The 13,332-nt window shown below is 67.8% G+C and carries 9 protein-coding genes and 1 tRNA gene; 3 read left to right on the forward strand and 7 right to left on the reverse strand.

Annotated elements, in window-relative coordinates:
- Positions 1–48: 48 nt before the first annotated feature.
- The 5 genes from IBX22_RS22955 to IBX22_RS22975 form a co-directional block, all read right to left on the reverse strand.
- A complete protein-coding gene (locus IBX22_RS22955) occupies positions 49–429 on the reverse strand; it encodes a DUF742 domain-containing protein (protein WP_194817550.1) in 381 nt (126 codons plus the stop codon).
- Between the two features lie 8 nt (positions 430–437).
- Positions 438–851 (reverse strand): roadblock/LC7 domain-containing protein, encoded by a 414-nt coding sequence (locus tag IBX22_RS22960; protein WP_194817551.1) that lies wholly within the window; start codon positions 849–851, stop codon positions 438–440.
- Positions 848–3,340 (reverse strand): nitrate- and nitrite sensing domain-containing protein, encoded by a 2,493-nt coding sequence (locus tag IBX22_RS22965; RefSeq protein WP_309234738.1) that lies wholly within the window; start codon positions 3,338–3,340, stop codon positions 848–850. Before IBX22_RS22965 ends, IBX22_RS22960 begins: the two co-directional genes overlap by 4 nt.
- Before the next feature lie 121 nt (positions 3,341–3,461).
- The gene (locus IBX22_RS22970; protein WP_194817552.1) at positions 3,462–3,980 is read right to left on the reverse strand and encodes a helix-turn-helix domain-containing protein; all 519 of its coding nucleotides are present in this window, start codon (positions 3,978–3,980) and stop codon (positions 3,462–3,464) included.
- The gene (locus IBX22_RS22975) at positions 3,977–6,226 is read right to left on the reverse strand and encodes a molybdopterin-dependent oxidoreductase (RefSeq protein ID WP_194817553.1); all 2,250 of its coding nucleotides are present in this window, start codon (positions 6,224–6,226) and stop codon (positions 3,977–3,979) included. Before IBX22_RS22975 ends, IBX22_RS22970 begins: the two co-directional genes overlap by 4 nt.
- Positions 6,227–6,364: 138 nt before the next feature.
- Here IBX22_RS22975 and betT point away from each other — a divergent pair, with 138 nt between their 5' ends.
- From betT to IBX22_RS22985, 3 genes are read left to right on the forward strand one after another with little or no spacing between them, the layout of a single operon-like run.
- Positions 6,365–8,530, forward strand: coding sequence for a choline BCCT transporter BetT (gene betT / locus IBX22_RS22980; RefSeq protein WP_194817554.1), 2,166 nt, complete (start codon positions 6,365–6,367; stop codon positions 8,528–8,530).
- Complete coding sequence (locus IBX22_RS37550; RefSeq protein WP_228538922.1) at positions 8,523–10,037, forward strand: aldehyde dehydrogenase family protein; 1,515 nt, start codon at positions 8,523–8,525, stop codon at positions 10,035–10,037. The genes betT and IBX22_RS37550 overlap by 8 nt, the downstream gene beginning before the upstream one ends.
- Positions 10,034–11,584, forward strand: a complete 1,551-nt coding sequence (locus tag IBX22_RS22985; protein WP_309234739.1) for a GMC family oxidoreductase N-terminal domain-containing protein — start codon at positions 10,034–10,036, stop codon at positions 11,582–11,584. Before IBX22_RS37550 ends, IBX22_RS22985 begins: the two co-directional genes overlap by 4 nt.
- A gap of 51 nt (positions 11,585–11,635) precedes the next feature.
- On the opposite strand, the gene IBX22_RS22990 is transcribed toward IBX22_RS22985, so the two are convergent.
- A tRNA-Met gene (locus tag IBX22_RS22990) sits at positions 11,636–11,709 on the reverse strand.
- 64 nt (positions 11,710–11,773) lie between these two features.
- Positions 11,774–13,303, reverse strand: a complete 1,530-nt coding sequence (locus tag IBX22_RS22995; protein ID WP_194817556.1) for an aldehyde dehydrogenase family protein — start codon at positions 13,301–13,303, stop codon at positions 11,774–11,776.
- Positions 13,304–13,332 lie beyond the last annotated feature (29 nt).

Genomic DNA, 13,332 nt, shown 5'->3' on the forward strand with positions numbered 1-13,332 from the left:
GCGGCCCAATCGAAAACTTTGGAGAATGTTGAGAAACTTCGAAGCTGGTTACAGCGCTCGGATGCCCTCCAGTAGGGCCCGCAGCATGGTGACATCGCTTGTGCCCGCGCCGTTCTCGGCCGTGGCGACCGGTGCCCGGAAGTCCAGCACGCCGTCCCCGATCAGGTCTCCCACCAGGATCTTGGTGGTCGTTATCGGCAAGCGCAGTTGCGCGGCGAGCTCGGCCACCGACTGCGGCGTCTGAGCCAGGCGCACGATCGCGGCGTACTCGGGTTCGTGGCGGCGCAGGGCGCCATACGGCGAGGTGACCACCAGCGTGAGCATGTCGATGTCGGTCCGGCGGGTGTCCGAGCGACCGCGGGTGACCGCGAACAGCCGGACGACGGGCCCGGCTTCGTCGTCGTACCAGGACTCACGCGGACTGTTCATGACTGCCTCTAACCCACTTGATCGAGAGCTTGGGGTCTGGGGTCCACCGAGAGGTGGCTGCCGACCCGCTGCACGGTCTGGTTCATCTCGTAAGCAACCATACCGAGATTCGCTGTCTCCGAGGTCAGCACCGCAAGGCAGGCGTTGGCGCCCGCGGCGGTGATGAACAGCACGGCCCGGTCCAGCTCCACCACGGTCTGGCAGACGCCGCCCGCGTCGAAATGCGTTCCGGCACTGCGGGCCACGCCGTGCAGCGTGGACGCCATCGCGCAGAAGCGCTCGGCATCCGAACGGTCCATCGGGCTGCTCTTGCCGAGCAGCAGCCCGTCGGTGGACAGCACAACGGCGTCGCGGACATCGGGCAGCCGCTGTAAGAGATCGTCGAGCAGCCAGTCGAGATTACGTGACACGGAAATCGTCACCACCGCCCTTCGTGGAGATCGGGATTGCTGGGAGTCTGGTCGGAATCGACCCGGTTCAAGCGACCCTGCTTGGTGCCGTTCTCGATGGCCGACATCAGGTTTCGCGCTTCCTCGGCCGAGCGCTGGCGCGGCGTCGGCGGGGGCTCGGGCAGGGCCGGAGTGGATTCGGCGGGGCCGGCGGTGGTGCGGCGCCGCCGCGGCAGATCCGGCTTTTGGTGGCGCCCAGTGGTTTCCGCCGGATTCGAGATCGCGGGCAGGTCGAGACCGGCGGACTCGCGCGGGCCGAAGCTCGGGAGCTGCCCCGTGCCCGGACCTTCGCCGGAGCTCGCTGCGCTCTGGCCGTAGGCCTCCGAGCGGACGAGCCCGCTGGTCCGGGCCGGGAGCTCGGCCCCGCCGATCACTCCACCCGTACCGAACGCGTCGAAGCTGCCGGACTTCCCGACGGCGGCGACCTGGCCGGTGAGCGCGTACTCGGCGCCGCCGGTCAACGCCGGACGGCTCGCGCTCGGACCTGGCTCCAGCTCACTGGTGGTCAGTGCCACCGGGATCAGCACGATCGCTTTCACGCCGCCGTAGTCGGATTCCGCCAACCGCACCGAAATACCGTGCCGTGAAGCGAGTTTCGCGACCACGAACAGGCCGAGACGGGCATCGCTGGACAGCGCCGCGACGCTGAAGTCCGGCGGGTTGGCCAGCAGCGTGTTGCGTTCGCCGAACTCCTCGACGGACATGCCCAGACCCTGATCGGAGATCTCGACCGCGACGCCCTTGCCGACCAGATTGCCGGTGATCTCCACCTTGGCTTCCGGCGGCGAGTAGGCGGTGGCGTTGTCGGCCAGCTCGGCGAGCAGATGGATCATGTCGGCCACGGCGCTGCCGGTGATCTGGGTCTGCGGCAGCTGACCGATATCGATCCGGGTGTAGTCCAAGCTTTCGGCGACCGCGCCGCGGATCACGTCGACCAGCGGCACCGGGTTGCGCCATTTCCGGCCGGGCTGTTCGCCGCCGAGGATGATCAGGTTTTCGGCGTTGCGCCGGGACCGGGTGGCGAGGTGATCGAGCTGGAACAGCAGATCCAGGCGCTGCGGGTCCTCTTCCTCCCGCTCGGCCTTGTCGAGCAGCACCAGCTGGCGATGCACGACCACCTGGCTGCGATGCGCGATATTGAGGAACACCGCGTTCACGCCCGCGCGGGTCTTCGATTCGGCGACCGCGGCCGAGACGGCGGCGTGATGCGCACGGTTGAAAGCATCGGCGACCTGGCCGATTTCGTCGGCGCCGTAATCCAGTTTCGCGAGCTCGTCGACCGCGTCGAGCTCTTGACCGCTGCTGAGCTGGCGGATGGTCTCCGGTAGTCGCTCGTCGGCCAGTTCCAGGGTGTCGCGGCGTAGTCGTTTCATCCGGCCGACGAATCGATTGGCCAGCAGCAAGGCCGCGAGGAATGCGATCAGGGTGACAGCGAGCACCGCGGCCCCACCGAGCATGGATCGCTTGGCGAGTCGGGCGCCGAGCTCTTGCGCGGCGGTCTGGGCGTCGGTCGTCTGGTCGACCCACACCTTGAGCAGTCCGCCGCGGACATGGCCCGCCACCTGCTGCCATTCGGTGACGTCCATGGGAAGTGCCGCGGGCTCGGTTCTGCTGGTGCGCGTGGTGGTATTGCTCTTGGGCGCCACCGGGCCGCGCTGCACGAGCGCGTTCTCCATCGCGACGTTGCGCTGCCATTCGGTGCTGGCGACGAGCTGCTTCAGCTCCTCCTGCCGCGCGCCGGTTAGGACCGAGCTGAGGTAGGAGACCTCGCCGCGGGCGTCGCCGATGTAGCGGGCCAGCTCGGGGATCTGGGCGGCGGGCAGCTGTTCGGTGAGCAGCGCCACCGAACCGAGGCTGGTGATGCGGGAGAGCGATTCCGCGGCCCGCAGCAAGTGCGTCGATTTGTAGAGTTCCACCGCGACTTTCGCGTCGGGCGCGATGTCCGCGGCGAGCAGTACCACCAGCGAAACGGTGTCGATGACCTTGTTGAAGGCATCGAAGGCCAGGGCGGTGGGGACCATCCGGGCGTCGATGCCGCCGCGTAGCTGTGTCAGTTTGTCGAAGAGCTTGCGGTAGTCGTCGAGCTCGTCCTTGGTGTCGGGGCGCAGTTTGCGTGCCGCGACCGCGCCCTCGTGCACCGCCGCCAGCGCCACGTCGGACTGCTTGCGGGCGGCCGGCAGATGCGCCACCGCGGTGCCGTCACCGGCCAGGTGCAGCAACGAGATTCGGCGCTCTTCCTGAAAGGCCTGCACCATCAGGGCCACCGGCTTGCCCGTCGCGTCCGCCAGCTCAGCCCAGTCGTTCGCCTTCTGGCCGTCGCGCACCAGGTAGACGGCGCCGCCGATACCGGTGGCCAGCAGCGCGATGCTCGGAATCAGCACGATCGCGAGCAGCCGGGTACGGACGCCAACGGTCCGGCTGAGGTGCGCCGGGGATATGCGGGGGAATCTACTGCCGATCACCGAATGTCTTGCCTACTCCCGGGCATACGCGCCCACTAACCAGTGGTTCCAGCAAACTTAATCATTGAAAGTTCACAGCTGCAACATCTTCCGCACTGGGCTGGCCCCAGTGCGGCAAGCCTCATTCGAGGTCACGCGGTGCGGCCGGGTCGTCGAATCGACCGAGGGCGAGCGCGCGTTCATGCAGCCGGTCCGGAAAGCCGGGACCCAGCCGGGCCGACATCTCCGGATGACGCAACGGCTCACGGCAGTGGGCGCAGACCACCTCGGCGTGGGTGTCGTGATCGCAGGTGTCGTGGTGCAGCACGATCGGGGGACCGTCCGGAGCCAGCCAGCGGTCACCCCAGCGCATCATGGCGGCGATGACCGGGAAGAAGTCACGGCCCTTGTCGGTCAAGCGGTACTCGTGGCGCGGCGGACGGTCCTGGTACCGGACCCGTTCCAGCAGACCCTCCTCGGTGAGGCGGGTCAGGCGCTGGGTCAGCACATTCCGGCTGAGGCCGAGCACGCGCTCGAACTCCTCGAAGCGGCGCGCTCCGTAAAAGGCCTCCCGCAGCACCAGCGGTGTCCACCAATCGCCGATGAGATCGACCGTGCGGGCCACGGTGCACGGCCAGTCGGCGAAAGTCGTGCGTTTCATGCGCCAACGGTATCCAGGCGGGCGGGCACGTACTTGTGCCACGGGGTGCCGACCCATTCGTCGCGGGAGTCGAATTCGGTCAGTTCATTGGGGGCGACACCGGTGGTGACGGTGACGCCGTCGGGGTCGGTGACCGAGAGGCCGAAACCGTTCGGCAGCGACAGGTGCCCCGGGCGCATACGGTCGGTGGGTTCCACCGGGACCTCGGTGCTGCCGCGGCGGGTGGTGACGCGGACCAGGTCACCCGGATCCAAGCCCAGACGCTCGGCGTCGGAACTACTCATGCGCAGTGTCCCGGCGCTGTCCCGCTTCCGCCAAGCCGGATCGCGGACGATGGTGTTGGCCGTGAACGCGCGGCGTTCGCCCGCCGAGAGTACGAACGGCCACTCACCGGGCTCGTCGGACGGCTCGGGCAGGGTCGCCACGACCTGCAGCAGGTCCTCGAGATGGAGCTGGATCTTGTTGCCGCGCAACCTGCTCCAGGTCACCTCGTAGTCGTCCTCGGTGATCACGATGCCGTGCTTACCGGCCAGGATGGCGTCGAAAAGGCGCTCACCGGCCGCCAATCCGGTGCCGTACCCGGCTCGTTCGACACTGTCCGGGAACTTGCGCACGCAGTTGTAGGCCGCCGCCCACAGCAGTGCGGCCGCCGCGGCGCCGTCCGGCAGGGTCGGTCCCAGCGTCCGATACAGCAGCACCGGAACGAGTTTCGACTTGCTCGGGTCGGCGAGGATGCCGAGGAAAGCCATGGCGAAGGCCTCCCGGCCCTGGGCGAGCGCGGCCCGCAGCGGCACGTAGTCGGCCTCGGTGAGCACGCCGGCGGCCTCGACCAGGCGGGCGTGGATTTCCGGTTCGGCGAGCACGCCCGCCGGTGCGGGCAGCACCGGATGCCGCAGATGGAAGATGTTGCGCGGGAAGTCGAAATTGAAGAAGGTGGCCTCGTACTTCTCGAACTGGGTGGGCACCGGCAGCACGTAGTCGGCCAGGCGCGCCGTTTCGGTCATCGCCACGTCGACGACCACCACCAGTTCCAGCGCTTCCAGTGCCGCGCGCATCCGCGCCGAATCCGCCAGGGAATGCACGGGATTGCTGCTTTCGATGAACATCGCCCGATAGCGGGCGGGGTGATCGGTGAGGATCTCCTCGGTGATCACGTTGCACGGCACCAGACCGCTGATGATCGGCGCGCCCGCGACCGGACTGCGCGGCCCTTCGCCCGCGGGATGCCCGCGATCGTGGCCGAGCGCGGCCAACCCGGTGAACGCGTACTGGGTACCGGGTTTGCCCAGGTTCCCGGTCAGCAGCCAGACCAGCTTCTCGACGTAGCTGACCACCGTGGAGTACCGGTTCATCTGCACGCCGAGATCCTCGAGCGCCGCCACGGACGCCGCCTCGGCCAGCCGCCGGGTCGCTCGTGTCACCAGGTCCAGGTCGACATCGGCGATGGCGCAGTACTTTTCGATCGGCACCGCTCGTAGGACCGCGAGCACCGCCGCGACGCCGTCGGCGTGTTCGGCCAGCCACGGTTCGTCGATCAGGTTGTCGCGCACCAGGATCGCGGCCATCGCCGACAGCAGGTACACGTCGGTCCCGGGCCGCAGTTGCAGGTGGAAGTCGGCGAGTTCCGCGGTCTCGGTGCGCACCGGATCCAGCACGATCATCGACCGTCCGGGATCGCGGGCGATCTCCTTCAACACCGTTCGCGCCCGCGGAAACCCGTGCGACTGATAGGGATTCTTGCCGATGAAGAACGCCACCTCGGCATGCTCGACATCGGCCCGGATCGGGTGCCCCGCCATCCGCGCCCCGACCCAGAAGTCACCGGTCTTCTCCTGCGCCAGCGCGCTGGACCGATACCGCATCCCGAAGGCCGCCATCGTCGCCGGTGCGTACGCGCCACCCAGGTGATTCCCCTGCCCGCCACCGCCGTAATAGAAGATCGATTCACCGCCGTAGCGCAGCCCGATCTCCTGCATCCGCGCGGTGATCTCGGAGATCGCTGTCTCCCAATCGATTTCCTCGAACTCGCCATCGGCCCGGCGGCGCAGCGGCGTGGTCACCCGCCCGGTGCGCCCGTTCTGATAGTGATCGAGCCGCAGCGCCTTGTTGCAGGTGTAACCCGCGGACGCCGGATGCAGCTTGTCGCCGCGAATTTTCTCGAAGGAGCGCCCATCTGCCCCGAGCAGCACCTGAATGCCGCAGTTGCACTCACACAGGATGCACGCCGTTGGCTGCCACTCCGTCATGCGATGAGCGTAGGCAAGTAAGTTCACTTGCGCTACTAACTCGGCGAAATTCGTCCGGACCCGAAGCGGCCGAGCGACACACGCCCGGCACTGGGCTAACGGGCCGCAAACATTGTTCAGCGGGTTATCGTTCGTCGAATGAATGAGCCGACCGGAGTCAGGCCATCAGGAACCGGGTCCGCCGACAGCGGCGGACCAGGGGAAACCGTCGGCACGTCGCACCCCGAGGCGAGCCGCGGGTCGGTCAACAAACCGGTGTTCCTCGCCTCCGCCGGAATCGTGCTGGCCTTCGCGATCTGGGCGCTTGCCTCGCCCACCAGCGCCGAGTCGGTGGTCGGTGAGGTCAAAACCTTCATCTCCACCTGGTTCGGCTGGTGGTACTTCATTCTCGGCACCGTCCTCGTCGGTCTCGTCGTATTCCTCGGTGCCAGCAAATACGGGAGCTACCGGCTGGGCCCGGACGAATCCCGCCCCGAATACAGCCTCTTCTCGTGGACGGCAATGCTTTTCGCCGCCGGTATCGGCATCGACCTGATGTTCTTCTCGGTCGCCGAACCCGTCTACAACTACCTGCACCCGCCCACCGGGCCGGCCGGGACCAACGCGACGGCCCGCGAGGCCACGACCTGGACGATCTTCCACTACGGCATCACCGGCTGGGCGATGTACGCGCTGATGGGCGGGGCGCTGGCCTACTTCGCCTTCCGGCACAATCTGCCGCTCACCATCCGCGCGGCGCTCTACCCGATCTTCGGCAAGCGGGTGGAAGGACGCTGGGGCGATGCCATCGACATCGCCGCGGTGCTCGGCACCATCTTCGGCATCGCGACCTCGCTCGGCATCGGCATCGTGCAGCTCAACTACGGCCTGCACGAGATGTTCGGGGTCCCCCAGGGCAAGGCCGCGCAGATAGGCCTGATCGCACTGTCGGTCGCCATCACGACGATCTCGGCGACAACGGGCGTCGACAAGGGTATTCGGCTCCTGTCGGAGTTGAACGTGATCATGGCGATCGTCCTGCTGGTCTACATCCTGGTGACAGGGCACACGGATTTCCTGCTCAACGGGCTCACCCAGAACATCGGTGACTACCTCTCGACGTTCTTCGACCGGACGCTGGACACCTTCGCGTGGGACCGCAATCCGGAGACCGCCAACGCACCGAGCACGTGGATGGACTCCTGGACACTGTTCTTCTGGGCGTGGTGGGTGGCGTGGGCGCCGTTCGTCGGGTTGTTCCTCGCGCGCATCTCCCGCGGCCGTACCCTGCGGCAGTTCATCTTCGGCGTGCTCGTCGTGCCGTTCAGTTTCGTCGTGGTGTGGATCTCGGTCTTCGGCAACAGCGCGCTGGAACTCGCCCGGGACGACACCGCATTTGCCGAAACCACGGCCGCGCAGGCCGAGGTCGGGTTCTATTCGCTGCTCGAGCAGTACCCGGGCGCGACGCTGCTGCTCGGTATCGCGACCTTCACCGGCCTGCTGTTCTACGTCACGAGCGCCGACTCGGGTTCGCTGGTCATGGGTAACTTCACCTCGAAGCTGGCCGACCCGATGGCCGACTGCACACGCGGCGTGCGCATCTTCTGGTCGGCGGCGATCGGCCTGCTGACACTGTCGATGCTGTTCGCCGGGGCGAGCGGGTCGATCAAGACCCTGCAGAACGCCACCATCATCATGGGGCTGCCGTTCTCGTTCATCCTCGCCCTGATCGGTATCGCGCTGCTGCGGGCGGTGCGCAACGAGTCCTTCAAGCTCGACAGCTATCGCACGACGCTGCCGAAGGCGATCGCGGTCGGGCGCGGGCCGTCGGAGCTGGGCAGTTGGCGCCGCCGATTGCTCGCCACCATCCAGTACCCGGGAGCGGTGTCGACGCGAAAGTTCGTCGCGAACACCGTCGTTCCGGCCATGCACGAGGTCGCCGCGGAGTTCGCGCGCGCGGGTGTCAACGCGACCGTCGACGAGTCCGCCCGCCACGAGGACATACCGTCGCCACGGCTGCTCGTCGACCAGGCGACCGAGCCCGGGTTCGAGTACTGCGTTTGGCCGGTCTCGGCGCCGACACCGACCTACGCGGTGCTGTCGCAACGCTCCGCCGACCGCTACTTCCGCTGCGAGGTGTATCTGACGGAGGGTTCGCAGGGCTATTCGCTCAATGGCTACAGCCGCGAGCAGGTCATCGGCGACATCCTCGACCAATACGAACGCCATCTCGGATATCTGCACCTGCGCCGCTCGGCGACCGAACACCACGAGTCGAAACCGAGCGCCGACGGCAATTCTGAAGGGACATCCAGGCATGAGTGAGACTTTGTACATCGACGGCGCTTGGCGCGCCGCCCTATCCGGTGAGACCCGCGAAATCCGCTGCCCAGCAGATAATTCCGTTGTTGGGGTGGTCGCCGAGGCGGGGACCGCCGACACCGAGGCGGCCATCGCCGCCGCCCGCCGGGCCTTCGACAGCGGCTCCTGGCGGCAAACTTCGGCGGCGGAGCGCGGCGACCTGCTGCTGCGGGTCGCCGACGGGATCGAGGCGCGCCGCGACGAGTTCGTCCGCGCCGAGACCCTCGACACCGGAAAGCGGCCCTATGAGTCGGACATCGACATGTCCGACATCGCGAACTGCTTCCGGTATTTCGGCAAGCTGGCGGCCGAGGACGGCGGCCGCGTCGTCGACGCCGGCTCACCGGACATCGACTCCCGGATCGTGTACGAGCCGGTCGGGGTGTGCGGGCTCATCACGCCGTGGAATTACCCACTGCTGCAGGCGGCTTGGAAGATCGCGCCGGCGCTGGCGGCGGGTAATACGTTCGTGCTCAAACCGGCGGAGCTGACACCTCACACCGCGATCCTGCTGCTGTCGGTACTGGACGACCTCGGCGTGGCGCCGGGCGTGGCCAACCTGGTGCTCGGCGCGGGCGCCACCGCCGGCGCTCCGCTGTCGGCGCATCCGGACGTCGACCTCGTCTCCTTCACCGGCGGCCTGGCCACCGGCAAAGTCATTGCCCGCGAGGCGGCGGCGACCGTCAAGAAGGTGGCCCTCGAGCTCGGCGGCAAGAACCCCAATGTCATCTTCGCCGATGCCTGCGACACCGGCGAACGGCTGGCTGCCGCGGTCGATAATGCCCTGAACGCGGCGTTCCTGCACTCCGGCCAGGTGTGCTCGGCCGGTGCGCGACTCGTCATCGAAGCCTCGGTGCACGACCGTTTCGTCGACGAGCTGGTGCGGCGGGCCGAGCAGATCCGGCTCGGGCTGCCGTTCGCCGCGGGCACCGAGACCGGTCCGCTCATCTCCGCCGCCCACCGGGACAAGGTGCACGCCTACGTCGAGCAGGCGCGCGCCGAGGGCGCCGTCATCCGCACCGGCGGCGCCTTCGCCACGGGGGACCAGGGTTCCGGCAGCCTCGACGACGGCTGGTTCTACCCGCCGACCGTGATCGACGGCGCCACAAGGGATATGGCGTGCGTGCACGACGAGGCGTTCGGGCCGACCGTCACCGTCGAGACGTTCACGACCGAGGACGAGGCCGTCGCCATCGCCAACGACACCGAGTACGGCCTCGCCGGTGGGGTGTGGTCCGGCGACGCCGCCCGCGCCCGCCGCGTTGCCGCCAAGCTGCGGCACGGCACGGTGTGGGTCAACGATTTCGGGCCCTATCTGCCGCAGGCCGAATGGGGCGGATTCGGCCACTCCGGCGTCGGGCGCGAACTCGGTCCGTCCGGGCTGCACGAGTACCGCGAGGCCAAGCACGTCTACGAGAACCTCCGGCCGGGCGTGACCGGCTGGTTCGCCGAGCGAGGGGAGCGGAAGTGAACGAGTACGACTATGTGGTCGTGGGCGGCGGTTCCGCGGGCGCGGCTGTCGCGGCGCGGTTGTCGGAGGACCCGTCGGTGACGGTCTGCCTGCTCGAGGCCGGACCGTCCGATGTCGGCGATGACGCCATCCTGCGGCTGGACCGCTGGATGGAGCTGCTCGAATCGGGTTACGACTGGGACTATCCCATCGAACCGCAGGAGAACGGCAACTCCTTCATGCGGCACGCCCGCGCGAAGGTGCTCGGCGGCTGCTCCTCGCACAACAGCTGCATCGCGTTCTGGGCGCCGCGCGAGGACCTGGACTCCTGGGAGCGCGACCACGGCTGCACCGGTTGGGGTTCGGACTCGGTGTATCGGCTGTACCCCCGGATCGAAACCAACGACGCCCCCGGGGATCACCACGGCCGCAGCGGACCCGTCCACATCATGACGGTGCCGCCGGACGACCCGTGCGGCGTCGCCCTGCTGGATGCCTGTGCGGCCGTTGGTATTCCACGAGTCGAGTTCAATTCGGGGCAAACAGTTGTCAACGGCGCCAACTTCTTCCAGATCAACCGGCGCGCCGACGGCACCCGCGCCTCCTCCTCGGTGAGCTACCTGCACCCGATTCTGGACCGGCCGAACCTCACGATCCGAACCGGCTCCTGGGCCAAGCGGATCGTCATCGAGAACGGCCGCGCCGTCGGCGTCGACATCACCGACAACGCCTTCGGCCGCACCACCCGCATCTCGGCCGGCCGCGAGGTCATCGTCTCCGCCGGCGCCATCGACTCACCGAAGCTGCTCATGCTTTCGGGCATCGGACCGGCGGAACACCTGCGCGAGAACGGAATCGACGTGCTCGCCGACTCACCCGGCGTCGGCGCGCACCTACAGGACCATCCGGAGGGCCTCATCGGTTTCGAGACGACCCGGCCGATGGTGCGCACCTCGACGCAATGGTGGGAGGCCGGAATCTTCACCACGACCGTCGACGGCCTCGACCGGCCGGACCTGATGATGCACTACGGCAGCGTGCCCTTCGACATGCACACGCTGCGCCAGGGCTACCCGACCTCGGAGAACACCTTCTGTCTCACCCCGAATGTCACCCAGGCCCGTTCCCGCGGCACCGTCCGGCTGCGCTCCCGCGACTTCCGCGACAAGCCCCGTGTCGACCCCCGCTACTTCACCGACCCCGAGGGCCACGACCTCCGCGTAATGATCGCCGGACTCCGCAAGGCCCGCGAAATAGCCTCAGCCGCACCATTGTCCGCTTGGGTAGCCCGCGAACTGTACCCGGGCCCGAATGCCCAAACCGACCTCGAACTCGCCGACTACATCCGCCGCACCCACAACACCGTCTACCACCCGGTCGGAACGGTCCGAATGGGCGCACCCGACGACCCGATGAGCCCCCTGGACCCGGAACTGCGCGTAAAGGGCATCACCGCCCTACGCGTCGCCGACGCATCGGTCTTCCCCGCCCACACCACAGTGAACCCGAACATCACCGTAATGCTCGTCGGCGAACGCTGTGCCGAACTGGTCACCGCGGCCCGCTGATCGACGGAATGAAAAAGGCCCGGAACCAATGGTTCCGGGCCTTTTTCGTAGTAGCGGGGACAGGATTTGAACCTGCGACCTCTGGGTTATGAGCCCAGCGAGCTACCGAGCTGCTCCACCCCGCGTTGGGTATTCACAACCTTACACAGGGGGTGGGGGGAGTGCCTAATCGCCTGGTCGGGAGGGGTTTCAGCCGAACTGGATGCCTTGGGCCAGGGGGAGATCGGCGGAGTAGTTGATCGTGTTGGTGGCTCGGCGCATGTAGGCCTTCCAGGAGTCCGAGCCGGATTCGCGGCCGCCGCCGGTTTGCTTCTCGCCGCCGAAGGCGCCGCCGATCTCCGCGCCCGAGGTGCCGATATTGACGTTGGCGATGCCGCAGTCCGAACCGTCCGCGGCCAGGAAGCGTTCCGCCTCGCGTTGGTCGGCGGTGAAGATGGAGGACGAAAGGCCTTGCGGCACACCGTTGTGTAGCTCGATGGCGTGGTCGAGGTCCTGGTAGGTGAGGACGTAGAGGATGGGGGCGAAGGTCTCCTCGCGGACGACCGCGGTCTGCGCGGGCATGCGGACGACGGCCGGGCGCACGTAGAACGCGTCCTCGCCGAAGTCGTCGACTCGTGTACCGCCGCAGATCAATTCGCCGCCGTCGGCCAGGGCGCGGTCCAGCGCGGCACGCATGCCGTCGTAGGACTGCTGGTTGATCAGCGGCCCGACGAGTACGCCGTCGTCGAGTGGATTGCCCACGCGCAGTTGGTCATACGCCTTCGCGATGCGGTCCAGCAGCGGGCCCGCCACATCGGCGTGCACGATCAGGCGCCGCAGCGTGGTGCACCGCTGCCCGGCCGTGCCCGCCGCGGAGAACACGATGCCGCGCGCCGCGAGCTCCAGATCGGCCGAGGGCGTGACGATCGCCGCATTGTTGCCACCGAGCTCGAGTAGGCACCGTCCGAAGCGCGCCGCCACCCGCGGGGCCACGATCTTGCCCATGCGTACCGAGCCGGTCGCGCTCACCAGCGCTACCCGCTCGTCGTCGACCAGCCGGGCGCCCACCTCGGCGCCGCCCTGAATCAGTTGGTGCACTTCGGGATCCACGCCGACATCGGCGGCGGCCCGGCGCAGCAGGGTGTGACAGGCGAGCGCGGTGAGCGGGGTCGTCTCCGAGGGCTTCCAGACCACGGTATCGCCACAGACCAGCGCCAATGCGGTGTTCCAGGCCCATACCGCGACCGGGAAGTTGAATGCCGAGATCACGCCGACCACGCCGAGCGGATGCCAGGTTTCCATCAGCCGGTGGCCCGGGCGCTCCGAGGGCATCGTGTAGCCGTAGAGCTGACGCGACAAACCGATGGCGAACTCGCAGATGTCGATCATTTCCTGCACTTCACCGACGGCTTCGGGCCCGATCTTGCCCGCCTCCAGCGTGACCAGGTCCCCGAGTTCGGTCTTGTGCTCGCTCAGGAGCTCGGCGAGCCGGCGCACCAGGGCCGCCCGCGCGGGCGCAGGCACTGTGCGCCAGGACTGAAAAGCGTTGGCGGCGCGGCTGATTGCGTTGTCGACGGCAGCCGTGGAGTCGGCTGGCAAGGTCAGTAGCGTGCCGCCGGTGATCGGCGTGCGCGCGGACAACTCTCCGGGGGAGGGGATTTCGGCACCGAATCCACGCAGCAGCGTCGCCGCGCGCTCGGTCAGTTCCTTGGTGAGCTGGTCACCGATGGTGTTTGTCATCGTTTGCTCCGCTGTAGCCTTCTGTCGCG

It is taken from the genome of Nocardia sp. XZ_19_385 (assembly GCF_015355755.1).
Classification (GTDB): domain Bacteria; phylum Actinomycetota; class Actinomycetes; order Mycobacteriales; family Mycobacteriaceae; genus Nocardia.

What these genes read in the sequence shown, in the direction of transcription:
- IBX22_RS22970 (WP_194817552.1), bottom strand. Translation starts at nt 3,980, where the DNA reads ATGAAACGCACGACTTTCGCCGACTGGCCGTGCACCGTGGCCCGCACG.
- betT (WP_194817554.1), top strand. Translation starts at nt 6,365, where the DNA reads ATGAATGAGCCGACCGGAGTCAGGCCATCAGGAACCGGGTCCGCCGAC.
- IBX22_RS22955 (WP_194817550.1), bottom strand. Translation starts at nt 429, where the DNA reads ATGAACAGTCCGCGTGAGTCCTGGTACGACGACGAAGCCGGGCCCGTC.
- IBX22_RS22995 (WP_194817556.1), bottom strand. Translation starts at nt 13,303, where the DNA reads ATGACAAACACCATCGGTGACCAGCTCACCAAGGAACTGACCGAGCGC.
- IBX22_RS22975 (WP_194817553.1), bottom strand. Translation starts at nt 6,226, where the DNA reads ATGACGGAGTGGCAGCCAACGGCGTGCATCCTGTGTGAGTGCAACTGC.
- IBX22_RS37550 (WP_228538922.1), top strand. Translation starts at nt 8,523, where the DNA reads ATGAGTGAGACTTTGTACATCGACGGCGCTTGGCGCGCCGCCCTATCC.